The following is a 23,673-nucleotide window of genomic DNA, read 5'->3' as shown; positions in this document are numbered from 1 at the left end:
TCATGCAGCGCCCCGGTCCAGACTGGCGGTCATGCCCACGGTTCCCGACGTCGAGGTCATGGATCCGGTCGTCCGGGAACGACGCATGATCGTGCTCTTCCGCGCCAACGCCGGCCCGCTGAGCCGGTATCTGCTGCGGCTCACCCACGGCCACAAGGAAGCGGCCGAGGACCTGCTCCAGGAAACCATGCTGCGCGCCTGGCGCAAGGTGGAGGAACTCCCGGTCGACGCGGAGTCGTTGCGCCGCTGGCTGTTCACCGTGGCCCGCAACCTGATGGTCGACGCGGCCCGGGCCAAGCTCGCCCGCCCGGTCGAGGTGCACAGCGAGGACATCACCTGGGTACGCGCCGCCGAGAGCCCGATCGACGGCATGCTGAACCGCTACGTCCTGCGCGACGCCCTGTTCCGGCTCACGCCGGAGCAGCGAAGGGTGCTGGTGGCGCTGTACTACCGGGACGCGACGGTCGCCGAGACGGCGGCGCACATCGGGATCCCCGAGGGCACGGTCCGCTCCCGCACCTTCTACGCGCTGCGCGGCGTTCGCGAGATCCTGACCGGCGACGATCCGGTTTGACGGGACGGCCCTTTTGTCCTCGGGCCGACCGGCGCGCAGGCCGGCGTCGCCTCCCGCGGGACCCGCGCCCTCGTGACGGCGATGCGGGTCACGGAGGTCCGGCGGATCATCGCGGTCAGCGCCGCGTCGGTGGGCACGGTGCCCTCACCCGGGCGGCCGAACCCGCCGCGCTTCAACCCCGGCGACGGACCCGTGACCCGGCACATGTTCGCCCCGGTGGCGAAACGGCTGTTCCGGCCGCACTACCTCGACCTGGCGATCATGGAAGACGTCCTGCGCGACAGCGACCTGGACTGGACCGTGTCCCGGCCGCCCCGGCTGCTCGACCACGCCCTGCGCCCGTCCTACCGGACCGCGCTCGACGTCAACGTCCGCGGTGGCATGTTCATCTCCCGCGCCGACGTCGCCCGCCACATGCTGGCCGTGCTCGGCGACCTCGCGACGGTCCGCCGCACGGTCTCGGTCGCCTACTGAGGCGCCGCTACGGCTTGCGGGCGGTGCCGGTCCAGCCGGCGACCGAGGTCAGCGGGATCGTGCGGTCGTCCGGGTCGGGGCGCCACTCGGTGTTGGGCACCACGCCGGGCTCGACCAGCTCGAGGCCCTCGAACAGGTCCTCGACCTCGGCGCGGGGGCGGGCCCAGATGTCGGAGCGGCCCTGTTCGAACATGGCCTGGTGGGCGGCCGCGATCTCCGGGGGCAGGAAGTCGCCGGTGCCGTGGGTGACGACCAGGTAGCTGCCGCTCGGGAGCGCGTCCATCAGGCGGGTGACGATCGGCTTGGCCGCCCCCGGGTACGGGATGAAGTGCAGCACCGCGACCAGGATCAGCGCGACCGGCCGCGTGAGGTCCAGGGTGTCCTTGACCGCGTCGCTGTCCAGGATGCTCGCGGGATCGCGCAGGTCGGCCTCGATGTACGCGGTCCGGCCCTCGGGGCTGCTGGTGAGCAGCGCCCGGGCGTGGGTGAGCACGAGCGGGTCGTTGTCGACGTAGACGATCCGGCTGTCCGGCGCGACGGCCTGGGCGACCTCGTGGGTGTTGTCGGCGGTCGGCAGACCGGTGCCGATGTCGAGGAACTGCCGGATGCCCCGCTCGGCGGCCAGGTAGCGCACCGCCCGGCGCAGCACGCCGCGGTTGGCCAGCACCCCGTCGCGCAGGCCGGGCAGGAGACGTTCGAACTCGTCGCCGGATGCGCGGTCGACCGCGAAGTTGTCCTTGCCACCGAGCCAGTAGTTGTACCGGCGGGCGGGATGCGGGACCGTGCTGTCGATCGCCGCGCCGCGGGCCTTCATCTCGTCCATGACCGTCCACATTAGCCGTGACCGGAACCGGGCCCGTAACCGGCAACAAGCTTTCACTTTCATCTATCCAGCATGATCGCTGGGCTGCTGGGCAAATGCCGCCGCCGGCGCTCGGGCGTGCCGGCCGAGGGCGGCGCCCGGGTGGCGCCGCGCTTTCACGTCCGCCGGGCCGGCGGTGGCGACCTGCCCGGCTCGTGCACCGTCAACGAGTCTTCGTGCATGGTGCCGCCGGGCTGAACCGTAGGCTGGCACCCATGGTGAGCCCCGAGGCCGGACGTCCGCTGCGGCGCGACGCGCAACGCAACCGGCAGCGCGTCATCGAGGCCGCCCGGGAGGTGTTCGCGACGCGCGGGCTGCACGCCACGCTCGACGACGTGGCGCACCACGCGGGGGTGGGGGTCGGCACGGTCTACCGCCGGTTCCCGACCAAGGAGGCGCTGGTCGCGGTGATCCTCGAGGACCGGCTGGAGGAGATGGTCGCCCTCGCCGAGAGTGCCCTCGCGGCGCCGACCGGCTGGGACGGCCTCACCATGTTCCTGGGCCGGGCCACCGAACTGCACGCGTCCGACCGGGGCCTGCGTGACGTGGCACTGAGCGCGGGTTTCGGCACCGAGCACCACGCGCGCAAGGGCGAGCGGATGGCACCGCTGGTCCGGCGCCTCATCGAGCGGGCCCAGGCGGAGGGTTCGCTGCGCGCGGACGTCAACGCGGAGGACGTACCCCTGATGCTGTTGATGATCAGTGAGGTGGCCCAGCACTGCCGGGACGTCCGGCCGGACATCTTCGCCCGGTATCGCCGGCTGATGATCGACGGGCTTCGCGCCCGGCCGGTAGCCGGTGACCTGGGCCGGCCGCTGACCCCCGGCGACGTCACCGCGCTGTCCCGGGACTGGCTGCCTCGTTCATTGACAAATCTGGATTGATTCAGGGACCCTGGCAGCAGCATTGTCGCCGGAGCCGCGCGGCAGGCGGGAGACCCGGGCAGTCCCCGCCGTCCTCACCGAACCCTCGAGTCCAGGAGTGCTGCCCCCATGTCCCCGATTCTTCGCGTACGACTAGCGGTCAGCGCGGTGGTCGGCGTTCTCGCCGCCACCCTGATCGCCGTCGCCCTCCCCTCCACGCCGGCCGCCGCGCACGGCAACGTGACCGGCCCCGCCTCCCGCAACTTCGGCTGCTACGAACGCTGGGGCAGCGACTTCCAGAATCCCGCGATGGCCACCCAGGACCCGATGTGCTGGCAGGCCTGGCAGGCCGACCCGAACGCCATGTGGAACTGGAACGGGCTGTTCCGGGAAGGGGTCGCGGGCAACCACCAGGCCGCGATCCCCGACGGTCAGCTGTGCAGCGCCGGCCACACCCAGAGCGGCCGCTACAACGCCATGGACACGGTCGGCGACTGGAAGGCGACCTCGGTCGGCAACAGCTTCAACGTGCGCCTGTTCGACGGCGCGCTGCACGGCGCCGACTACGTCCGGGTGTACGTGACCAAGCCGTCCTACAACCCGGTGACGACCGCGCTGAAGTGGTCGGACCTCGATCTGGTCAGCCAGATCGGCAACACCCCGGCGGCGCAGTGGACCCCGGTCGCGAGCGGCGGCGTGCAGGTCGACATCCCGGTGGCGCTGTCCGGGCGCACCGGCCGGGCCATGGTCTACACGATCTGGCAGGCCAGCCACCTCGACCAGTCCTACTACTTCTGCAGTGACATCGCATTCGGCGGGACGAGCACGACCCCGCCGGCCACCACCCCGCCCGCGACGACCCCGCCCGCGACGACTCCGCCCGCGACGACTCCCCCGGTGACGACTCCGCCGGTGACCACGCCGCCGGCCACGACCCCGCCGGCTCCGGCGGGCGGCTGCTCGGCGACGTACGCGACGACCTCGCAGTGGTCCGGCGGATATCAGGGTGACGTCACGGTGACGGCGGGCCCGACCGCGATCAAGTCCTGGCGGGTGACGCTGACCTATGCGGCGGCCCCGACGGTGACGCAGTCCTGGAACGCGACGCTGAGCACCGCGGGCACTGTCGTCACGGCGGCCAACGCGACCTACAACGGCAGCGTGGCGGCGGGCGCGCGGACCTCGTTCGGCTTCACCGGATCGGGCACCGCGAGCACGCCCGCACTGGCGTGCACCGCCACAACCTGACCGGACCCTCTGTTACGAGCATGTGAAGACTGTTACATTCATCGATGGGAGCGCTCCCAGAAACAGTCCGTCCGGCTCCATCCATCCACCGTTGGGGGCGAGGCGCCCACCTCGCCCCCTCCACCTCCTCCCCAGGGAGGAGGACCCCTCCCACCCGCGGCCACCGGACAGGCCGCAAGGTGGGCGATCCGGGCACCGGTGACACCCAGGATCAAAGGCATGACAACCACGGGTGTACGGGCGCAGGTCGCCGGCTGGAACCGTCCGCTGCTCGGCCTGACGGCGGCCGCGGTCGTGCTCACCGCCGTCACGCTCGCCGGGCTCCTGCTCGACGACCGGACGCTGCTCGGCGTGCCGATCTGGCTCAAACCGTTCAAGTTCTCGGTCTCGTTCATCCTGTACGCGGGCACGCTCGCGTGGATGTTCAGCCTGCTCCCCCGCCGAGGCAAGGCGGCCGAACGGGCGACCGTCGTGATCGTGGCGACGAGCGTCGCCGAGATGGCCGTCATCCTCACCCAGGTGGGCCGCGGGCAGACCAGCCACTTCAACGTGACGACCGGGTTCAACGCGGCACTCTGGGCGCTCATGGGTGCGTCGATCATGGTGCTGTTCCTGGCCCAGGTCGTCGTCGCCGTGGTGGTGCTGCGGGCCCGGATCGGCGACCGGTTGGCCGCCACCGGCGTACGGCTGGGCCTGGGGTTGTCGTTGCTCGGCATGCTGGCCGCACTCCCGATGACGATGATGCGGGAGGCCGTGGGCGGCGTGGCCGGCTCACACAGCATCGGCGTCGCCGACGGCGGGCCCGGCCTGCCGGTGCTGGGCTGGAGCACGACCGGCGGTGACCTGCGCGCCGGGCACTTCATCGGCCTGCACGCGCTGCAGGCCCTGCCGCTGCTGGCGCTGCTGCTCACCCGGTTCACCCGGACCACCGAGGCCGCGCGGGTCCGGCTCCTGCTGGTCGCCGGATCCGGGTACGGTGCGCTGACCCTGCTGCTCACCTGGCAGGCCCTGCGCGGACAGCCGGTCACGGCTCCCGACGCGCTGACCCTCACCGCTCTGGGCGCCGTCGTGGCCGGCACCCTCACCGCCGCCACCATGGTCCTCGCGGCCGACCGGAAGGTTGTTGTGACGGCATGACGGGATTCCTGTTCGGGCTGACGTTCACCGTGGCCGCGCCGTTCTGGGCGCTGATGATCGTGCTGCCGCACTGGTCCTGGACCCGGCGGATCGTCGCGTCACCGTGGATCGTGCTGCCGGTGCTGCTCATCTACGCGATCACCGTCGCGGGGTCGCTCGGCGAGGTGCTCCCCGCGGTCGCCTCGCCGACCCTGGGCGGCGTGCGCGAGCTGCTCGGCAGCGCGGACGGCGCGACCGCCGGCTGGGCGCACATGATCGCCTTCGACCTCTTCGTGGGCCGGTGGGCCTACCTGGACAGCCGGGAGCGGGCCATCCCGGCGCTGCTCATGGCACCGGTGCTGCTGCTGACCATCCTGCTCGGCCCGGTCGGGCTGCTCGCGTACCTCGTGGTGCGGCGACGTTTTCCGGTCGGCCCGGCGGCATAGGGTGGTCGGCGTGACGTGGTTCGGGCGCTTCTTCGACGCACGGGACGCCCTCGTGCGGATGATCCTGCTCGATCTCAGCGGCGTCGGCTACCTGATCTTCTACCCGCACGGCACCGCCCCGCGGGCACCGCAGTGGGCGCTGGCGGTCGTCGCGTTCACCGCCGCCCTGCTGCTGCGCCGGCGGCAGGGCGGGAACCTGCTCGTCCAGTCGGCGCTGCTGGTCACCGCGTTCCTGGTGCTCGACGACCCGACGATCAACGAGGTCGGCGCCGGGTGGGCGCTGCTCGAGCTCACCATCGTCGCGGCACCGGCCCGGCGGTGGTGGTCGGTGGGCCTGCTCTGCGCGATCTACCTCGCCGGCGGCATCGGCGAACCGCTCGGACAGCTGCCCCAGCGGCTCTACGGGCTCAACCTGGTGGTCGGCGTGCCGCTGCTGCTCGGCATGGTCATCCGCACCACCGCCGAGCTGGGCCGGCAGGCCGCCGAACGCGCCGCCGAGCAGAGCCGCCGCCGCGAGTCCGAGGCCCGGGCGGCCCGCGCCGACGAGCGCGGGGCCATCGCCCGGGAATTGCACGACGTCGTCGCGCACCACGTGGCGTCGATGGTCCTGCGGGTCGGTGTGGCCCGGCACGTGCTGCCGGACCTCGGCCCGGAGGTCCGCGAGATCCTCGACGACGTGCACGGCACCGGCAGCGCCGCGCTGGCCGACCTGCGCCGGCTGGTCTCGGTGCTGCGGGACCCGGACGGCGTACGCGGCGGGGCCGCCCTGACCGCGATCGAACCCGGCAGCCTGCCCACCGCCCTGGACGGCGCCGTGGAAGCGGCCCGGCGCGCCGGGCTGGTGGTCGACGCGGAGATCTCCCCCACCGTGGGTGAGCTCGACGCCGTGCGCGCGCTGGCGGTCCTGCGCCTGACCCAGGAGGCGCTGACCAACGTGGCCCGGCACGCGGGCGCGGGCACCCACGTCCGCCTCGCCGTCGCGGTCGGCGCGGACACCGTGCACTGGTCGGTCACCGACGACGGGGACGGCGAGGGCGAGACCGGCACGGTGCCCCCGGGCGGCGGTCACGGCCTGACCGGTATGCGCGAGCGGGTCTCGCTGCTCGGCGGCGAGCTGCGGGCCGGCCCCGAGGGCACCGGCTGGACCGTCCGCACCGCCCTGCCCGCGCTGGTGGCGTCGTGATCAGGGTGCTGCTGGTGGACGACCAGCACCTGATCCGGGCCGGCCTGCGGATGCTCTGCGACGCGCAGCCCGACCTCGAGGTGGTCGGCGAGGCGGACAACGGCCGCGACGCGGTGACGCTGGCCGCCCGGCTCGTCCCCGATCTCGTCGTGATGGACCTGCGCATGCCCGGCGTCGACGGCATCACCGCGACCGGCCGCATCCTCGCCGACCGGCCCACCGTGCGGGTCCTGGTGCTGACCACGTTCGGCGACGACGACCACCTGTACCCGGCGCTGACCGCCGGGGCGTGCGGCTTCCTGCTCAAGGACGCGTCCCCGGACGACATCCTCGACGGCATCCGCCGGGCGGCGTCCGGCGACAGCGCGTTCAGCCGCGAGGTGCTGCAACGCCTGGTGCACCGCGCGGTGCACGCCCGGCCCGGCGAGCACCGCGACCTGCCGGGCCTCACCGACCGGGAACGCGACGTGCTGGCCCTGGTCGCGGAGGGGCTCGGCAACGCCGAGATCGGCGAGCGGCTGCACATCGGCGTGACCACGGTGAAGACCCACGTCACCAGCCTGATGGCGAAGACGAACAGCCCCAACCGGGTCCGGCTGGCCCTGTACGCCCACGGCGCCTGAGCGAGGTGAACCCTTCATTTCCGACCGATGGTGACCGTACGATCACGGAATAGCCCGACCCGGCCAGGTCCTTTGTAGAGGAGTTGTCCGCGCTCCACCGATCTCACCCTGGAGGCCCTATGCCACCGCTGGTAGTCATGCTGTCGGGATTCTGGGCACATGCCACCGGGGACGCGGCACAGGAACTGCTCGCCGGGGAGCCGCGGGCCCGGCTGCTGCACTACGAGCTGCCCCGGCCCGGCTGCCTGGTCCGCGACGGGCACACCACCGGCACCGGCGACGACCCGGTCACCGCGCTCGTGCGCGATGTCCTCGCCATCGCGCGCGGGAGCCGGGTCCCCGGCCTGATCGTGATGGTCCCGGAGTCCTGCGAACCCGACCAGGTGCGCGCCGCGTGGGCCGCGCACGTCCCGCCGGGCGGGCCGCTGCTCGGCGCGCTGATCACCGTGGTCGCCGCCGACCTGCTGCTCGACGGTCTCACCGACGAGAGCTCGCTGCGGTCGGTGGCCCTGCAGCAGGACCGCGCCGACGCGCGGACCGTCGGCGACGTCGTGGCCCGGCAGGTCGAGCAGGCCGACACCGTGCTGGTCAGCGGCCGGCCCGACGGCGACGACGAGTGGGAGGCCGAACGGCTGCGCACGCTGCTGCGCCGGCTCGCACCCTGGGCCGCGCACCCGGACCTCGACGATCCGGCGCTGCCCGCCGTCGCCCGCCGCCCGGCCCGGCAGCACACCCCGGTCGCCCCGGCCACCCGGGGGCTGCGCGGCCTGCTGGTCGGCGCGCACGAACCGGTCCCGCACGACGGCGTGCTCTCCTGCGTGTTCCGGGCCCGCCGCCCGTTCCACCCCGGGCGCCTGCACGACGCGCTGCCCACGGTCACCGACCAGGTGCTGCGCTCCCGCGGCCACCTGTGGCTGGCGACCCGCCCCGACCTGGTGCTGACCTGGGAGTCGGCGGGCACGCTGACCGTGCGCCCGGCCGGCCACTGGCTCGCCGACCAGCCCGACGAGCGCTGGTCGGCCGAGGACGACCTGCGGCGGGCGGCCGCCGCGCTGGCCTGGGACCCCTATTTCGGCGACCGGCACCAGCACCTGGCGTTCATCGGGTTCGACATCGATCCCGTACGCATCGACCGGATCCTGTCCGGATGCCTGCTCACCGACGAGGAGCTGTCCCGCGGCACGGACTACTGGACCGGGGTGTCCGCGGCGTACGCGGACCTGTTCCCGCTCGAACCCGCCATGCCGGCCCGGTGACCGACCCCGTCCTGGTGGTGCTGCGCGGCAACTCCGGCAGCGGCAAGACGACCACCGCCCGCGAGGTGCGCCGCCGGTACGGCCGGGGGTGCGCCCTGCTGGAGCAGGACCACCTGCGGCGCGTCGTGCTGCGCGAGCACGACAGCGGCCGGATCGGGCCGGTCGCGCCGGCGTTCATCGCCGCCACCGCCCGGACCGCGCTCGATCTGGGATACCACGTCGTTCTCGAGGGCATCCTGCACACCGGACGGTACGCCGCGGTGCTGCGCGATCTCATCGCCGGGCACCACGGGCCCGCGCACGCCTTCTACCTCGACGTGGCGTTCGACGAGACCGTACGCCGGCACGCCACCCGGGCCGAGCCGACCGCGGTGACCGCCGACGACATGCGGGGCTGGTACGCGTACCGGGATCTGCTCGGGGTGCCCGGTGAGGTGGTCATCCCGCAGAGCGCGACGTTCGACGACGCCGTGCGCACCGTCCTGCACGACAGCGGCCTGGGCGCGACCGCGGCGCTGACCCCTGCCCGGTGCGGTGCCCGCACTGCGCCGCCGACGGGCGGGCGTGACCAACGCTACTTTTGACTCAGTCAAAAGAAGAGTACGGTCGGGACATGACCCCGGCGGAGCAGCTCATCAAGGCGGCGGGCCTGCGGTGCACGGCCCAGCGCCGCACGGTGCTGACGGCGCTGCTCTCCCGGCCGCACGCCACCGCGACCGAGCTCGCCGCCGCGGTCACGCTGTCGCACCAGGGCCTCTACAACGTGCTGGACGACCTGACCCGGGCCGGGATCGTACGGGTCATCGAGCCGGCCGGCTCCCCCACCCGCTACGAGACCCGGGTCGGCGACAACCACCACCATCTGATCTGCCGCGACTGCGGCGTGGTCACCGACATCGACTGCCCGGCCGGCACGGCACCCTGCTTCCGGCCGGCCGAGACCCCCGGGTTCGCCGCGGTCCACGAAGCCGAGGTCACCTGGTGGGGCACCTGCACCACCTGCGCGGAGCACCCCACCGGGACACCGCGCCGATCCGAAGGAGCACGCTCATGAGCACCGCCACCGACACCGTCTTCCGCGCGACCCCGGCCCTCACCGAGAGCCTGCAGCGGGTCCTCGTCGACCTGGTCGCCCTGCACCTGCAGGCCAAGCAGGCCCACTGGACCATCGTCGGCACCAACTTCCGCGACCTGCACCTGCAGCTCGACGAGCTGGTCGACGTGACCCGCGAGGCCAGTGACACCATCGCCGAGCGGATGCGCGCCCTCGACGCGGTGCCGGACGCCCGTCCCGGCACGGTGGCCGCGCACGCCACCATCGGCGACCTCGACGCGGCCGAGATCGACACCGCCCACGCGGCCGACCTGGTCACCGCCATGATCCGCCGGGCGGCCGGCACCGTGCGGCAGATCCACGACACGGTCGACGCCGCGGACCCGACCAGCGCCGACCTGCTGCACACCGTGCTGCACGACCTGGAGAAGCAGGCCTGGCTGATCGGCTCGGAGACGCGGACGCCCCGGCGCTAGCGGCCGGCGCGGCGGCCCGGCGCACCGGGCCGCCGGGCCGTGCGGGCGTTGCCTTCATGGGCAGAAGCGGTGCGCGACCAGACACCGCACGTCGCTCCGACCTGGATACCTCTGCGATCGGGCACCTCGACCGCGGGGCCGCGGGTTGCCGGGACACCCGACATGCTCCTAACGTCGGCAGATGCGATCTCATCAGCGGGGCAGTGCTCACCGCGACCGCGAGTCCGGGGCGTCCCCGGCCGTGAGCCGGGCCGGCGGGCCCGGTGCCGAGATGCTGGAGCTGCAGCGGCTGGCCGGCAACCAGGCCGTCGGCGCCATGCTCACCGCCCAGCGCGCGGCCCGCGACGACCAGGTGAGGTGCTGCGGTCGCCCGGGCAGCCGATCTCCTCGGACGAGCTCCCCGGTCTGCAGAACACCTTCCGGGCCGACCTGAGCGGGGTGCGCGAGCACCACGGGCCACAGGCTCGGGAAGCCGCGGCGTTGATGCGCGCGGAGGCGTTCACCGTCGGGCGGCACATCGTGTACGGCGGTCCGGTGACCGACGCGGTCCGCGCACACGAGCTCACCCACACCGTGGCGCCGGTCGAGCAGGCCGCACACCAGCTCGGTGGGGGCCTCGGTGTCACCGACCCGGGCCACGCGGGTGAGCGGCTGGCCGCCGAGAACGGCCGCCGGGTCGCCGCGGGCGGCACCAGCCTGGTCACCGGTGGCCTCGCCCAGCGGCAGGAGGACGGCACCGTTCAGCGGGCACCGAAGGTCTCCTCGTCCAAGAGTGCCTCCACGTCCACCCCCACGGTGGGTGCCAAGCGCGGCCGCAAGGACCGGAGCGAGACACCCGAGGAGGACAAGCCCAAGGCGCCGACCCGGCGCTCCGGCCGCAATGCGCAGCCGGAGCTGGGCCCGCTCACGCTGACCTTCGGCTCGTCCTACGCGGGCGTCGACCCGCAACGGCTGGACCGGGCCCAGAACATCCTGTTCGATCAGTCCGCCGTGCTGCACCAGGACGGCACCGACCTGCCGCTGGCCCAGACCTACGATTTCACCCAGTACGTCACGGACAGGTTCGAGTCCAAGTTCACCAACCCCGAGGGCGAGCTGGTCCAGGACAAGGTGCAGCGCCGGAGCTGGGTGCGCGACGGGCCGTACCGGCCGCCGTACGACGCGAACAATCCGCAGCTCACGGTCAACCGGAATTCCATCCTGTTCAAGGACGAGCCCGGTTTCTCCACGGACCGGAGCATCCAGCAGGGTCAGTGGCTGGACAAGTACGAGGTCAGTTTCCGCTGGGCCGTCCAGGAGAAGACCGGTCGCCGCCGGACCTGGGACAGCGACACCGTCACGCACACCGTGACCTCGGAGAAGGTGGACGACCAGAACGAAGCGCCGATCGTGCACCAGGCGGCCGGCACCGGTGGCTCGCCGTGGACGGTCGACTTCGGGTGAACCCCGGACGGTGCCGGGCTGCCGCGGTGAGGCGGGAGCCCGGCGCCGTCCGCCGGATCAGTTCGGGCGCTCGCGCCGGACCGTGGCCTTGCGGCCCCGGATGGTGGCGCGGCGCAGGGCCGCGATGACCATGTCCGCGGCCGGTTCGGGGACCTCGACCAGGGTGAAGCGGTCCTGGATCTGGATCTGACCGATGTCGCGGGCGTTGAGGCCCGACTCCCCGGCGATCGCGCCGACCATGTCCTGGGGACGCAGGCCGGCGCGCTTGCCGATGCCGAGGAAGAGCCGGGCCGAGCCGGCGTTGGCCGGGCGGCCGCGGGACGGGCCACGACCGTCGGGGCGGTGGTCGTCGCCGCCCCGGACGCCACGGTCGGGGCGGCCCTTGCTGTCGCGGGCGGAGCGGGCCACCGCCGGGATCTCGACGTCGTCGCCGTCGCCGCCGGACGCCTCGTGCAGCATCTTGATCGCGGCGAGGGCCACGGTCTCGAGGTCGCTGTCCTCGGTGAGCCCGTCGAGGACGCCGCGGAACCGGTCGAGGTCGTCGGCGGTGACGCGCTCGGCGATCGACGCCCGGGTGCGTTCGAGGCGGCGGGCCCGCAGGTCGGCCACCGACGGCACCGACTCGATCGCGATCGGCTGGCGGGTGAGGCGTTCGATCGCGGTGAGCATCCGCTGTTCGCGGGGCTCGGCGAGGGTGATCGCGGCGCCCTGCCGACCGGCGCGGCCGACCCGGCCGATGCGGTGGACGTACGCCTCGGGGGCGGACGGGACGTTGTAGTTGACAACGTGCGTCAGCTGCTCGATGTCCAGACCGCGGGCGGCGACGTCGGTGGCGACCAGCAGCTCGGTGTGGCTGGAGCGGAGCCGGCCCATGACCCGGTCGCGCTGGTCCTGGCTGAGGCCGCCGTGCAGCGCCTCGGCCCGGTAGCCGCGGCCGTTGAGCACCTCGGTGAGCTCGTCGACCTCCTCGCGGGTGCGGCAGAAGACGATCGCGGCCTTGGGGGCCTCGACATCCAGCACCCGGGCGAGCGCGGCCGGCTTGTGCTGGCGCGCGACGAGATAGGCGCTCTGCCGGACCTGGGGCAGCTCGCCGGGGGGCAGGGTGGCCCGGCCCATCTGGATCCGGACCGGCTCGCGCAGGTGCCGGCGGGCGATGGCGTCGATGCGCGGCGGCATCGTGGCCGAGAACAGCACGGTCTGGCGCTCGTCGGGGGTCTCGTCGAGGATCGCCTCGATGTCCTCGGCGAAGCCCATGTCGAGCATCTCGTCGGCCTCGTCGAGCACGACCGTGCGCAGGTCGGCCAGGTTGATCGTGCCCCGGCCCAGGTGGTCGAGCACGCGGCCGGGCGTGCCGACGACGATGTCGACGCCCCGCTTGAGCGCACTGAGCTGGCGCCCGATCGGGGTGCCGCCGTAGACGGGCAGCACGCGCACGCCGAGGGCCGAGCCGTAGCGTTCGACCGCCTGCGACACCTGCTCGGCGAGCTCACGGGTGGGCACGAGCACGAGCGCGCCCGGACCCTCGCCGCGCGGGCCGGGGGGCAGCGCGTCGAGCAGCGGCAGGGCGAACGCGGCGGTCTTGCCGGTGCCGGTCGCGGCCTGCCCGAGCAGGTCGTTGCCCTCCAGCAGCGGAGGGATCGCCTCGCGCTGGATCGGCGTGGGTTCCTCATACCCCAGACCGGAAAGGGCCTGGAGCAACTCCGGTCGTAGTGCCAGACCGGCGAAGCCGACCGGCTCCTTCTCGTCGGGGTAATCAGTCATCATCAGCTCCGGGTTCGCGGTCGTCACTCAGCCGTGGCGTCTTCGTGGTGCACCGGCGACGACGTGAGCAGGTCCAGCTCCCAGCGCTCGGCGTAGACCTCGCTGTCCTCGTCCTGCTCGAGGTACGAGGTCACGCGGACGCCGAGGCCGAGCTGGCTGGCGGCACGCAGGTGCTCCACCACGTCATCGACGCTCGTCAGGTAATGAGTGGCGATGAGTTCGGGGGTCGCCTCGGTCTCGACGGCTTCTTCTAGGTCTGTCACGTACTCAAGGGTAGAGCCCCCGTCCCGGACGCGAACCGGCCCAGCCCGGTAGAGGGATGTGTGCCACCCCCTGACGCCATCACGCCATCGGGTCATCACATTGAGTGGTCGCCGGAAGTTGTTTGTCCCAGTGCAACGAGGGTAGGGCCGTGAGGTCCGCAATTGACGTTTTCCGGAGGAGCTGTCCGCATGGCATCGAAGAAGCCCGCCAAGAAAATCAAGGAGGCCGCCACGAAGGTCGTCGACGCCCTCACCGAGAAGATCCCTGGTGCGCCCGGCAGCAAGCCCCCGGAGCTCGCGGAACCGACCACCCCGCAGGGCCCGCCCGTGCCCAAGCCGGAGCACGGCACGCCCGAGACGCGCACCCCCACCGGCGCCGTCACCGGCGTCGAGCCCACCGCGAACGCCCAGCAGGGTGAGTTCCTGACCACCTCGCAGGGCACCCGCCTGCGTGACACGGACCACTCGCTGAAGGCCGGCCCGCGCGGGCCGACGCTGCTGCAGGACCACCACTTCCGCGAGAAGATGACCCATTTCGACCATGAGCGCATCCCGGAGCGGGTCGTGCACGCGCGTGGTGCCGGGGCCCACGGGACGTTCGTCGGTTACGGCGGCGCGGACGGGGTCACGAAGGCCGGGTTCCTCGCCAAGGGTAAACAGACACCGGTCTTCGTACGTTTCTCGACGGTCCTGGGATCGCGGGGGTCGGCTGACACGGTCCGCGACACCCGCGGCTTCGCGACCAAGTTCTACACCGACGAGGGCACCTGGGACCTGGTCGGCAACAACATGCCGGTGTTCTTCATCCAGGACGCCATCAAGTTCCCGGACATCATCCACGCCGGCAAGCCGCACCCGGACCGGGAGATCCCGCAGGCGCAGAGCGCGCACGACTCGTTCTGGGACTTCGTGTCGCTGCACACCGAGGCGCAGCACCACACGATCTGGAACATGTCCGACCGGGGTATCCCGCGCTCGTACCGCACGATGGAGGGCTTCGGGGTCCACACGTTCCGCCTGGTCAACGACGCCGGGGCGACCGTGCTGGCCAAGTTCCACTGGAAGCCGAAACTGGGCGTGCACTCCCTGGACTGGGAGGAGGCGCAGATGCTCGCCGGGATGGACCCGGACTTCCACCGCCGGGACCTGTACGACGCGATCGAGGCCGGCGCGTACCCGGAATGGGAGCTCGGCATCCAGGTGTTCCCGGACACCGCCGAGGAGACGTTCGACGGGATCGACCTGCTCGACCCGACCAAGATGGTGCCGGAGGAGCTCGCGCCGGTGCAGCTGGTCGGCAAGATGGTGCTCGACCGGACGCCGACGAACTACTTCGCCGAGACCGAGCAGGTCGCGTTCCACCTGGGCCACCTGCCGCCCGGCATCGACGTGACGAACGACCCGCTGCTGCAGGGCCGGTTGTTCTCGTACGTCGACACGCAGCTCACCCGCCTCGGCGGGCCGAACTTCTCGCAGATCCCGATCAACCGCCCGCACGCCCCGGTCAACGACCTGCTGCGGGACGGCTTCCACCAGCAGGCGGTGCACGGGGGCGCGGCGGCGTACCGGCCGAACTCGCTCGACGGCGGCAACCCGTTCCCGGCCGGTGACGCGGAGAACGCGTTCACCGATCTGCCGGTGGTGGTGGCCGAGGCGCCCAAGATCCGGGCGAACCCGGCGTCGTTCGACGACCACTTCAGCCAGGTCCGGATGTTCTGGCTGAGCATGACCCCGGTCGAGCAGGAACACATCATCCGCTCCTACACGTTCGAGCTGGCCAAGTGCTACGAGCAGACGATCAAGGAGCGGCAGCTGCGGTCGCTGGCCAACATCGACCCGGTGCTGTGCGCCGAGGTCGCGAGCGGGCTGGGCCTGCCCGCGCCGGAGCCGGCCGTGCCGCTCGCCGACGTCACGCCCAGCCCGGCGCTGTCCCAGCTCGGGAAGACCTGGCCGGGCGACGGCCGTACGGTCGGGATCGTCGTCGACCCGGACGGTGACCTCGACGGCGTCGCGGAGGTCCGGCAGGCCGTGCTGGCGGCCGGCATGACGCCGCTGGTGATCGCCCCGCACGGTGGCGAGGTGGGCGGACTGACCGTGCAGCGCACGTTCGCGGCCGGCCGCTCGGTCGAATTCGACGCGCTGCTGCTGGCCGGGGCACCCGTCCCCGCCCCCGACGCCCGGGCGACCCCGGCCGCCGCCCAGGGCGTGGACCCGCGGGTGCTGCTCATGGTCGAGGAGTGCTGGCGGCACGCCAAGGCGATCGGCGCGTGGGGCACCGGCGTCTCCGTCCTGGAGCAGGCGAAGGTGACCGACACCCCCGGCGTCGTCGAGGGCAAGGCCGGGGCGGACACGTTCACCGCCGTCCAGCGCCTGATGGCCGCTCACCGGGTCTGGGAGCGGTTCACCACCGTCGCCAGGTAAACCGTGTTCGTCGAGGTGCGCCGCTGCAACGGGTTGTCGAATGCGACGACCTCGGCGCGCACCTCGGCGAAGACCTCCCGCAGCACGGCGAGGAAGTCGTCGTCCGGCGGGTCGTTCGACCACAGCCCGAACACGCCGCCGGGCAGCAGGTGCGTCGCCAGCTGCCGCAGGCCGTCCGCGGTGTACAGCGGGGCGTGCCGGGGGTTCAGCAGGTGCCGGGGGCTGTGGTCGATGTCGGCCAGGATCGCGTGCACCCGGTGGGCGGGGCGGTCCGGGTCGTAGCCGTCCGGGCCCGCGGTCAGCGCGAAGAAGTCGCCGTGCACCAGCCGCGAGCGCGGGTCGGTGTTCAGCGCCGACGCGAACGGCAGCAGCCCCTCGCGGTGCCACGTGATCACCTCGTCGAGCGCGTCGACCACGATCATCGAGGCGACCCGGTCGTCCTGCAGCACGGTCCGGGCGGTGTAGCCCAGCCCGAGGCCGCCGACCACGACGTCCAGATCGGCACCGGTCACCTCGGCCAGGCCCAGGCGGGCCAGCTCCTCCTCGGCGACCACGAACATGCTCGACATGAGGAACTCGTCGCCGAGCTTCACCTCGTACACCTGCTCGCCGATGGTCGGGTCGAGCCGGCGGCGCAGACTGATCTCGCCCATGGGCGTGTCGCGCCAGCCCAGTTCCTCGATCCGTTTGGTCATGGCGCCCATCCTCGCAGCCGGGCCCGCGGCGGTTCAGCCCGGCGTCCGCCAGACCCGCAGCTCTCCCCCGTCCGTGGGACAGACCAGGTGCTCGCCGGTGGCGGTGCAGCGTGCCGCGGTCACCCCGGTCAGTGACGCCACGGTCCGCAGGCCGCCCTCCGGGCGGGCCGCCTGGATCCAGGTCCGCCCGGGGATCCGGGTGTCGGTGCGCACCAGCAGGCGCCCGGCGACGGACAGGCGCCCGGTCTCCGTCAGCAGCCGCCCGGTCGCCGGGTCCAGCAGGCCCTGCCGCGGGACCTCCGCGAAGACGTGGACCGCCAGCGCCCCCGGACCGGGCAGCGGGTCCTGCACCAGGGTGTACTCCGGCACCCACTCCCGGACGGACCAGCGCTGCTCGCCGGTCGTGCCGTCGAGCAACGCGGTGCCGAGGTCGTCGGCGACGCAGACATCCGGGCCGCACCCGCTGATCATGCCCGGGGGCAGCCGCTCGTTGCGCCACAGCTCGGTCAGTTCCGGCAGCCGCAACGCCGTGATGGAATCCGCACCGCCGGCCCGGCTGGTCACGTAGAGCCGGTCCCCGATCTGGTCGACGCCGGCGGCGGGTGACGTGAGGGCGGCCGTGGCGAGCTCCGATCCGTCGGTGACACCGATGACCGTGACCCGGTTGTCCGTCCCGATCACGACGACGTGGCCGGTGCCGGCCGAGACGAGGTCCGACTCCCCGACCGGGCGGGACCAGATCGTCGACCCGGTGCGCAGGTCGGCCATCCGCAGCACCGGTCCGCCGGCGGGATGCTCGGTCAGCAGCACGCCGTCGCCGGTCACCTGGGTGATCCAGGTCCCGGACTCGGCCAGCCGCCACAGCACCTGGCCGGTGTCGCTGTCGACGAAGGAGTACCGCGGGATCTCCTGCATGCGCGACGTCAGGATCAGCACCCGGGCCGCCTCGGCCGAGGTGATCTCCTCGGGGGTCTGCGGCACCACGGTGGTCCAGGTCGCCGAGCCGTCGGTCAGGGAGTGCCGGCGGATCTGCGACTCGTCGCCGGAGGCCCCGGTGGCGGCCAGGACGTACACCGCCGAGGACGACAGCTGGAACCCCCGGGACCCGGGCGGGAGGGTGAACACGAGGTCGAGGCCGGGCGGTACCCGGACCGAGCCGGTCAGCGTGCACAGGGCCAGCAGGAGCACCACGGCGCGGACGGCCGTCCGGGGCGAGCGGCGCGGCGGCGGCGTCCCGGGCACCACGCGCGCCAGGTCGAGATCGATCACCCGTGGAGTGTCCCGGACGTTCAGGCCGGTGTCACGCTCCGAGCCGCCCGCGCCGCCAGGCCCATCGCGCGGCCGGCCCCGGGGCCTCCGGCGCGGAGGGTGAGCGGGCGTACCCGCATCGTCGCGTTGTCCGTGGCGATGATCCCGGCCGTCGTGGTGGTCCCGGCGTCGCGCACCGACACCACCGCGAGGTGGGTGACCACCTGGTGCACGATCGCGTCGTAGCCGAGGTGGAAATGGCGCACGTCCGCGCCCGGCGGCGGGGTCAGGCCGGCGGTGACGACCAGGACCGGGAACGGGCCGGTGCCGGGCTGCTCCCCGCCGGCGGACCGCGGGGCACCGATCCGGACCCGCCACGGCCGACCGCCGATCGTGGTGGGCCGCAGGTGCGCCCGCAGGTACCCGCGGACCGCGGCGGCGTCGCGCGGGTCCACACCGCTCGCCGCGGTGAGTTCCTGGACCGGCAGGCGCAGCTCCGCGGTCACCGACGTCGCGTGCAGGTCCAGCAGCACCGTCGAGCCGGGCACCGGGTGGGCGGCCGCCGGCGGCGCCCCGATCAGGAGCGCCGTCAGCAGGGCCACGATCACGAGAAGGTGAACTCGCCGCCGTAGTCACGGGTGTGGTCGCGGTACACGGTGTGGTAGTGGATCTGGTTCCGGATGACGACGCCGTCCTGGCAGACGAACTCCACCCAGACGCTCGGGCCGTCGACCCGGACGTAGTCGGCGTGCTTGGTCAGCCCGGTCGTGCCGGACCAGGCGATGTACGTCTTGTCCAGCTCGGACTCGTGCGTCTTGAGCAGCGCCGCCGCGGTGCTGTCGTCGGCGTTGCGGACCCACGGCTCGACCGCGGCCAGCACCAGCTTCTGCTGCTCGGCGGTCAGCGTGCTCACCGCCAGGCCCTGCTTGGTCTTCGGGAACTGGCCGTCCTCGCCCGGGCCGACCAGTACGTCGCTGTAGGTCTGGGACAGTTTCGCCTTGGCCTGCTCGGCGGTGCTCAGGCTGGTGGTCATGGCGAGCATGGCTTTCTTCATGTCGTCGAGCGGGGCGTAGGACACCCCGTCGGTGCCGGTCCAGCTGGTCGGTTCGACGCCGACGAAGAACGGTGCCGCGCCGGCCACCTTGCCGGCCTTGTAGGTGAGGTTCACCGCGAGGTGGTGGCCGCCGAAGTGCAGCTGCCAGTCGCCGTTCGTGCTGGGCGTGCCGAGGAACGCGAGGAAGTAGGTGCCGGCCGAGTACCCGCTGTCGGACCCGCCCGGCCCGCCCATCCCACCGGAGGGCATGCCGCCGCTGTCGCTGCCCTGCAGCTCACCGAGGTGGTCGTCGGCGAGGCGGATCTTGTCGACCCGGTCGGAACCGCTGCCCTCGGCGGTGCCCATCGCGGTCTTCAGCACCGCCTTCGCCGCGGCCAGCTCCTCGGTGTCCAGGTCGCCGAGCTGGATGCCGGGGCGGCACGACGAGCCGCACGGCAGGTTGGACCAGGCGGTCGCGTTGTCCAGCGAGAAGTCGAGCAGCACCTGCTTCTTCTGCTCGTCGTCCAGGGTGGCCAGGAACGCGTCGGCGGCCTGCACGACCCCGGCGACGGTGGCCGAGTACGTCACCGGTGCGGCGACGTCGTCGTCACCGCCGCAGCCGGCCGAGCCGAGCACCAGGACCGTGGCCAGACCCGCCCAGCGGCGGCGTTGAGTGATCACGGCCGTCACCATAAGTCACAAACAACCCGAAAAGGTCAGACTTGTACGTGGTGCCGCCCGATCGGGAGCATCAGCGGCTTGCCGGACGTCGGGTCCTCGATGACCTGGCTCTCCAGGCCGAACACCGCCCGTACGCAGTCCGCGGTGAGCACCTCGGACGGGTCCCCGGCCGCGTGCAGGTGCCCGGCGGCGAGCGCGATGAGGTGGTCGGCGTACCGCGCCGCGAGGTTGAGGTCGTGCAGCACCATGACGATCGTGGTGCCGCGTGCCCGGTTGAGGTCGGTCAGCAGGTCGAGCACCTCGACCTGGTGGCTGACGTCGAGGAACGTGGTCGGCTCGTCGAGCAGCAGCAGCTCGGTCTGCTGGGCCAGGGCCATCGCGATCCAGACCCGCTGGCGCTGCCCGCCGGAGAGCTCGTCGACGGAGCGCTCGGCGAGGTCCGCGGTCGAGGTGGCGTCCAGCGCGGCCGCCACGGCCACGTCGTCCTCCTTGCTCCACCGCGAGATCATCCGCTGATGCGGGTGCCGGCCGCGGCTGACGAGGTCGGCGACGGTGATGCCGTCCGGCGCGATCGGTGACTGCGGGAGCAGGCCCAGCGTGCGGGCCAGTTCCTTGGGCGGCATCTTGTGCACCTGCTTGCCGTCGAGCAGCACCTGGCCGGCGCGCGGGGCGAGCAGCCGCGACATCGAGCGCAGCAGCGTCGACTTGCCGCAGGCGTTGGCGCCGACGATCGCGGTGATCTTCCCCGGCGGGATCAGCAGGTCGAGCCGCTCGATGACGTCGCGGTCCCGGTACCCGAGGGTCAGGTTCTCGACGGCGAGCTTGTGGTCGGTGGTCACAGCGAGCCTCCCGCGCGGTTCGTGCGGACGATGAGATAGATGAGGTACGGCGCGCCGAGCACCCCGGTGACGACGCCGACCGGGTACCGGGTGCCGAACGCGAACTGGCCGCAGAAGTCCGCCACCAGCACCAGCAGGGCACCGACCAGCGCGGAGGGCACCAGCAGCGACCCGCCCGGGCCGAAGATCCGGGCGGCGATCGGGCCGGACAGGAACGCGACGAACGCGATCGGGCCGGTGGCCGCGGTGGCGAACGCGATGAGCCCGACGGCGGTGACGATGAGGAGCAGGCGGGTGCGCTCCATCCGTACCCCCAGAGCGCCGGCGGTGTCGTCGCCCAGCCGCATCATGTCGAGGTTGCGGGCCTGCGTCAGCAGGACCGGCCCGAGCACGGCGAGCGCGACGAGGACCGGCACGGCCCGGTCCCAGCTGGCGCTGTTGAGGCTGCCGGTCAGCCAGCGCATGGCTTCCTGGAGGTCCCACTGGGCGGCGCGGGAGAGGATGTACGACGTGGCGCTCTCGAGCATCGCCGAGATGCCGATGCCGATCAGCACCAGCCGGGTCCCGGCCACCCCGTCCTTGAACGACAGGGTATACACGACCAGCGCGACGGCGAGCCCGGCCACGATGGCGAACGAGGAGACACCGGACGCGCCGAGCGACAGCGACACGATCGCGAAGACCGCCGCGGCGCTCGCCCCGGAGCTGATGCCGATGATGTCCGGGCTGGCCAGCGGGTTGCGCAGCATGGTCTGGAACGTGACGCCGCCGAAGCCGAAGCACGCGCCGGCGAGGGCGGCGAGCACCGCCCGGGGCAGGCGCAGGGTCCCGACGGTGAACGTGGCGCCCTGGACGTGCTCGCCGAGGATCACGTGCCAGACGTCGGCGGCGGAGTAGTTGGTCCGGCCGATCATCAGGGACGTGGCGAACATGGCGACGATGAGGACGCCGAGCACGCTCAGCACGATGCGCCGGCGCCGGGCACGGCGGACCCGGCCGCGGGTGACGGCCTCGAGAGTCGTGGTGCTCACAGTTCGCGTACCTTCTGCCGGCGGACGATGTGGATGAAGAACGGCGCCCCGATGAACGCCGTGATGATGCCGACGTCGACCTCCGAGGGGCGGGCCACGATCCGGCCGGCGATGTCCGCGGCGGTCAGCAGCGACGCCCCGATGAGCGCCGAGAACGGCAGCAGCCACCGGTGGTCCAGCCCGATGAGCAGGCGGCACACGTGCGGCACGACCAGTCCGACGAAGCCGATCGGCCCGGCCACGGCGGTGGCGGCGCCGCAGAGCAGGACCGCGCCGAGCGCGGCCACCGCCCGGGTCAGCGCGACGCGTTCGCCGAGTCCGGCGGCGAGCTCGTCACCGAGGGCGAGCGAGTTCAGCGACCGGGCGGCGAGCAGGCTGATCGCGAAGCCCACGGCGAGGAACGGCACCACCAGCTTGATGGTGGCGAACGTGGCCCCGCCGACGCCGCCGATCTGCCAGGACTGGAAGTTCGCCGACAGGTCCGCACGGGGCAGGATGAACGCGCTGATCAGCGACGCCAGCGCGGCCGAGGTGGCGGCACCGGCGAGGGCGAGTTTGAGCGGGGTCGCGCCGCCGCGGCCCAGCGAGCCGACGGCGTACACGAACAGCGCGGTGAGCCCGGCACCCCCGATCGCGACCCAGATGAAGCTGGCCGGCGACGCGAGGCCGAACGACACGATGCCGGTGACCACGGCGAGCGACGCGCCGGTGTTGACGCCGAGGATGCCCGGGTCGGCGAGCGGGTTGCGGGTGACGCCCTGCATCACGCCGCCGGCCAGCGCGAGCGCCGCGCCGACCACGACCGCCAGCAGGGTGCGCGGGATACGCAGCGAGACGGCGGCGGTGTCCATGGTGTCGTCCGCGCCACCGAGGGCGTCGAGAATGGCGGACCACCCGACCGACCGGGAACCGATCGCGATCGAGGCGAGCATGAGCCCGGTCAGGACGGCGATCGCGACGACCACCCACAGGGCCCGGACCGGCGCCGGACGCCGCCGGGTGGCGACGTCCGGCGATACCGAGGGAGCGGTCATGACACCTTGGCGGCGGCGTCGGCCAGCATCTTCACGTAGTCGTCGAGCACGTAGGAGATCGACAGCGGCGTCGGGTTCGCGGCGGTGGCCAGCGGGGTGCTGCCGGCGAACACGACCATCGAGCCGTTCTTGATCGCGGGCATCTTCTGCAGCAGCGCGTTGGCCTGCAGCGACGGGAGCAGCTTGTTGTCCGCGTCACCGTACGTGACCATGATGTCGACGTCGTTGAACGCCTCGATCTGCTCGGCGCTCTGCTTGCCACTGAACTCCGGCGACGCGGCGGACGCCTTGGCGACGCTCTCCGGGGTGGTCAGGCCGAGGTCGGTGAAGAACTGCGCCCGGGTGTCGTGCGAGGTGTAGTAGCTGATCTCGCTGAGGTCGGTCGGGTCGATGTGCGTGATGAACATCGCCGACTTGCCGGCGAGCGCCGGGTACTTCGCGACGCTGGCCTTCATCTCACCCTCGAGCTTGGTGATGAGCGCGTCGCCCTCGGCCTTGAGCCCGAGCGCCTCGCTCTCCAGCTTGATGGTGTCGCGCCACGCGGTGGCCCACGGCGCCGTCGGGTACGCCACGACCGGCGCGATGTCGCTCAGCTTGTCGTAGTCCTCCTGGGTGAGCCCGGAGTACGCGGCGAGGATGACGTCGGGCTTCGTGTCCGACACGGCCTCGAAGTCGATGCCGTCGGTCTCGTCGAACAGCACCGGGGCGGTGCCGCCGAGCTCGGCCAGCTTGTCCTTGACCCAGGGCAGCACGCCGTCGCCGTCGTCGTCGCCGAAGTTGGCCTTCGCCATGCCGACCGGGACGATGCCGAGCGCGAGCGGCACCTCGTGGTTCGCCCACTGCACGGCGGCGACCCGTTCGGGCTTCTTCGCGATCGTGGTGGTGCCGAGCGCGTGCTTGATCGTGATCGGGAACGACGCGGAGCTGCCGCCGCCCGGGGCGGCGGCTTCGTCGGAGTCCGAGGAACTGCCACAGGCGGTGAGGGCCAGCGCGGAAACCACGGCGACAACGCCGGCCAGGAACCGGTGTGAACGCATAAGGGGGGTACT

General features: G+C 72.5%; 25 protein-coding genes and 1 pseudogene. 15 read left to right on the top strand and 11 right to left on the bottom strand.

Annotation, left to right across the window (positions count from 1 at the left end; all coding sequences use genetic code 11):
* Nucleotides 1-31 precede the first annotated feature (31 nt).
* Both ACIA6A_RS39055 and ACIA6A_RS39050 read left to right on the top strand, forming a co-directional pair.
* Complete coding sequence (locus tag ACIA6A_RS39055; RefSeq protein WP_396103165.1) at nucleotides 32-574, top strand: sigma-70 family RNA polymerase sigma factor; 543 nt, start codon at nucleotides 32-34, stop codon at nucleotides 572-574.
* A gap of 54 nt (nucleotides 575-628) precedes the next feature.
* A pseudogene (locus ACIA6A_RS39050) lies at nucleotides 629-1,048 on the top strand (NAD(P)-dependent oxidoreductase); the annotation flags it as partial.
* Nucleotides 1,049-1,055: 7 nt separating this feature from the next.
* On the opposite strand, the gene ACIA6A_RS39045 reads toward ACIA6A_RS39050, so the two are convergent.
* The gene (locus ACIA6A_RS39045) at nucleotides 1,056-1,871 is read right to left on the bottom strand and encodes an SAM-dependent methyltransferase (RefSeq protein WP_396103164.1); all 816 of its coding nucleotides are present in this window, start codon (nucleotides 1,869-1,871) and stop codon (nucleotides 1,056-1,058) included.
* A 72-nt stretch (nucleotides 1,872-1,943) separates the two neighbouring features.
* Between ACIA6A_RS39045 and ACIA6A_RS39040 the strand changes: the two genes are divergently transcribed.
* The 12 genes from ACIA6A_RS39040 to ACIA6A_RS38985 all read left to right on the top strand — a co-directional run bounded on the left by ACIA6A_RS39040 (nucleotide 1,944) and on the right by ACIA6A_RS38985 (nucleotide 11,618).
* Nucleotides 1,944-2,108 carry a hypothetical protein gene (locus ACIA6A_RS39040; protein ID WP_396103163.1) on the top strand — a complete coding sequence of 55 codons (165 nt, stop codon included), beginning with the start codon at nucleotides 1,944-1,946 and terminating at the stop codon, nucleotides 2,106-2,108.
* A 17-nt stretch (nucleotides 2,109-2,125) separates the two neighbouring features.
* Nucleotides 2,126-2,794 (top strand): TetR/AcrR family transcriptional regulator, encoded by a 669-nt coding sequence (locus ACIA6A_RS39035; RefSeq protein ID WP_396103162.1) that lies wholly within the window; start codon nucleotides 2,126-2,128, stop codon nucleotides 2,792-2,794.
* Nucleotides 2,795-2,902: 108 nt separating this feature from the next.
* A complete protein-coding gene (locus ACIA6A_RS39030) occupies nucleotides 2,903-4,021 on the top strand; it encodes a lytic polysaccharide monooxygenase (RefSeq protein ID WP_396103161.1) in 1,119 nt (372 codons plus the stop codon).
* Between the two features lie 219 nt (nucleotides 4,022-4,240).
* Nucleotides 4,241-5,158, top strand: a complete 918-nt coding sequence (locus tag ACIA6A_RS39025; protein WP_396103160.1) for a hypothetical protein — start codon at nucleotides 4,241-4,243, stop codon at nucleotides 5,156-5,158.
* Nucleotides 5,155-5,583, top strand: a complete 429-nt coding sequence (locus ACIA6A_RS39020; protein WP_396103159.1) for an ABA4-like family protein — start codon at nucleotides 5,155-5,157, stop codon at nucleotides 5,581-5,583. Before ACIA6A_RS39025 ends, ACIA6A_RS39020 begins: the two co-directional genes overlap by 4 nt.
* 10 nt (nucleotides 5,584-5,593) lie before the next feature.
* A complete protein-coding gene (locus ACIA6A_RS39015; RefSeq protein ID WP_396103158.1) occupies nucleotides 5,594-6,766 on the top strand; it encodes a sensor histidine kinase in 1,173 nt (390 codons plus the stop codon).
* Nucleotides 6,763-7,389 carry a response regulator gene (locus ACIA6A_RS39010; RefSeq protein ID WP_396103157.1) on the top strand — a complete coding sequence of 209 codons (627 nt, stop codon included), beginning with the start codon at nucleotides 6,763-6,765 and terminating at the stop codon, nucleotides 7,387-7,389. Before ACIA6A_RS39015 ends, ACIA6A_RS39010 begins: the two co-directional genes overlap by 4 nt.
* Nucleotides 7,390-7,508: 119 nt before the next feature.
* Nucleotides 7,509-8,645, top strand: coding sequence for a GTP-binding protein (locus ACIA6A_RS39005; RefSeq protein WP_396103156.1), 1,137 nt, complete (start codon nucleotides 7,509-7,511; stop codon nucleotides 8,643-8,645).
* Nucleotides 8,642-9,229, top strand: a complete 588-nt coding sequence (locus ACIA6A_RS39000) for an AAA family ATPase (protein ID WP_396103155.1) — start codon at nucleotides 8,642-8,644, stop codon at nucleotides 9,227-9,229. The genes ACIA6A_RS39005 and ACIA6A_RS39000 overlap by 4 nt, the downstream gene beginning before the upstream one ends.
* A gap of 29 nt (nucleotides 9,230-9,258) precedes the next feature.
* Nucleotides 9,259-9,699: a Fur family transcriptional regulator gene (locus ACIA6A_RS38995; protein ID WP_396103154.1), complete on the top strand. Its 441-nt coding sequence runs from the start codon at nucleotides 9,259-9,261 to the stop codon at nucleotides 9,697-9,699.
* The gene (locus ACIA6A_RS38990; RefSeq protein ID WP_396103153.1) at nucleotides 9,696-10,175 is read left to right on the top strand and encodes a Dps family protein; all 480 of its coding nucleotides are present in this window, start codon (nucleotides 9,696-9,698) and stop codon (nucleotides 10,173-10,175) included. The genes ACIA6A_RS38995 and ACIA6A_RS38990 overlap by 4 nt, the downstream gene beginning before the upstream one ends.
* A 357-nt stretch (nucleotides 10,176-10,532) precedes the next feature.
* Nucleotides 10,533-11,618: a DUF4157 domain-containing protein gene (locus ACIA6A_RS38985; RefSeq protein ID WP_396103151.1), complete on the top strand. Its 1,086-nt coding sequence runs from the start codon at nucleotides 10,533-10,535 to the stop codon at nucleotides 11,616-11,618.
* Between the two features lie 57 nt (nucleotides 11,619-11,675).
* Here the strand turns inward: ACIA6A_RS38985 and ACIA6A_RS38980 are convergent, their stop codons facing one another.
* Nucleotides 11,676-13,379 carry a DEAD/DEAH box helicase gene (locus tag ACIA6A_RS38980; RefSeq protein ID WP_396103150.1) on the bottom strand — a complete coding sequence of 568 codons (1,704 nt, stop codon included), beginning with the start codon at nucleotides 13,377-13,379 and terminating at the stop codon, nucleotides 11,676-11,678.
* A 23-nt stretch (nucleotides 13,380-13,402) separates the two neighbouring features.
* Nucleotides 13,403-13,642 (bottom strand): hypothetical protein, encoded by a 240-nt coding sequence (locus tag ACIA6A_RS38975; RefSeq protein WP_396103148.1) that lies wholly within the window; start codon nucleotides 13,640-13,642, stop codon nucleotides 13,403-13,405.
* Nucleotides 13,643-13,831: 189 nt separating this feature from the next.
* On the opposite strand from ACIA6A_RS38975, the gene ACIA6A_RS38970 reads away from it, so the two are divergent.
* Nucleotides 13,832-16,063 carry a catalase gene (locus ACIA6A_RS38970; RefSeq protein ID WP_396103147.1) on the top strand — a complete coding sequence of 744 codons (2,232 nt, stop codon included), beginning with the start codon at nucleotides 13,832-13,834 and terminating at the stop codon, nucleotides 16,061-16,063.
* Here ACIA6A_RS38970 and ACIA6A_RS38965 read toward each other — a convergent pair.
* From ACIA6A_RS38965 to ACIA6A_RS38930, 8 genes are read right to left on the bottom strand one after another with little or no spacing between them, the layout of a single operon-like run.
* The gene (locus ACIA6A_RS38965) at nucleotides 16,024-16,758 is read right to left on the bottom strand and encodes a spermidine synthase (RefSeq protein ID WP_396103146.1); all 735 of its coding nucleotides are present in this window, start codon (nucleotides 16,756-16,758) and stop codon (nucleotides 16,024-16,026) included. The genes ACIA6A_RS38970 and ACIA6A_RS38965 overlap by 40 nt on opposite strands.
* A 33-nt stretch (nucleotides 16,759-16,791) precedes the next feature.
* Nucleotides 16,792-18,027, bottom strand: coding sequence for a PQQ-binding-like beta-propeller repeat protein (locus ACIA6A_RS38960; protein WP_396103145.1), 1,236 nt, complete (start codon nucleotides 18,025-18,027; stop codon nucleotides 16,792-16,794).
* A 20-nt stretch (nucleotides 18,028-18,047) separates the two neighbouring features.
* Nucleotides 18,048-18,608 (bottom strand): hypothetical protein, encoded by a 561-nt coding sequence (locus tag ACIA6A_RS38955; protein ID WP_396103144.1) that lies wholly within the window; start codon nucleotides 18,606-18,608, stop codon nucleotides 18,048-18,050.
* 2 nt (nucleotides 18,609-18,610) lie between these two features.
* Nucleotides 18,611-19,720, bottom strand: a complete 1,110-nt coding sequence (locus ACIA6A_RS38950; RefSeq protein WP_396103142.1) for a DUF3500 domain-containing protein — start codon at nucleotides 19,718-19,720, stop codon at nucleotides 18,611-18,613.
* Nucleotides 19,721-19,755: 35 nt separating this feature from the next.
* Nucleotides 19,756-20,559 (bottom strand): ABC transporter ATP-binding protein, encoded by an 804-nt coding sequence (locus ACIA6A_RS38945; protein WP_396103141.1) that lies wholly within the window; start codon nucleotides 20,557-20,559, stop codon nucleotides 19,756-19,758.
* Nucleotides 20,556-21,590: a FecCD family ABC transporter permease gene (locus tag ACIA6A_RS38940; protein ID WP_396103140.1), complete on the bottom strand. Its 1,035-nt coding sequence runs from the start codon at nucleotides 21,588-21,590 to the stop codon at nucleotides 20,556-20,558. Before ACIA6A_RS38940 ends, ACIA6A_RS38945 begins: the two co-directional genes overlap by 4 nt.
* Nucleotides 21,587-22,624, bottom strand: coding sequence for a FecCD family ABC transporter permease (locus tag ACIA6A_RS38935; RefSeq protein WP_396103139.1), 1,038 nt, complete (start codon nucleotides 22,622-22,624; stop codon nucleotides 21,587-21,589). Before ACIA6A_RS38935 ends, ACIA6A_RS38940 begins: the two co-directional genes overlap by 4 nt.
* On the bottom strand, nucleotides 22,621-23,661 hold the full coding sequence (locus ACIA6A_RS38930) for an iron-siderophore ABC transporter substrate-binding protein (RefSeq protein ID WP_396103137.1): 1,041 nt from the start codon (nucleotides 23,659-23,661) through the stop codon (nucleotides 22,621-22,623). Before ACIA6A_RS38930 ends, ACIA6A_RS38935 begins: the two co-directional genes overlap by 4 nt.
* Nucleotides 23,662-23,673: the final 12 nt, after the last annotated feature.

It is taken from the genome of Actinoplanes sp. NPDC051494 (genome assembly GCF_044454705.1).
In the GTDB taxonomy this organism is placed as follows: domain Bacteria; phylum Actinomycetota; class Actinomycetes; order Mycobacteriales; family Micromonosporaceae; genus Actinoplanes.
The sequence above is the reverse complement of the archived record's forward strand: the minus strand, read 5'-3'. Positions and strand labels throughout refer to the sequence as shown.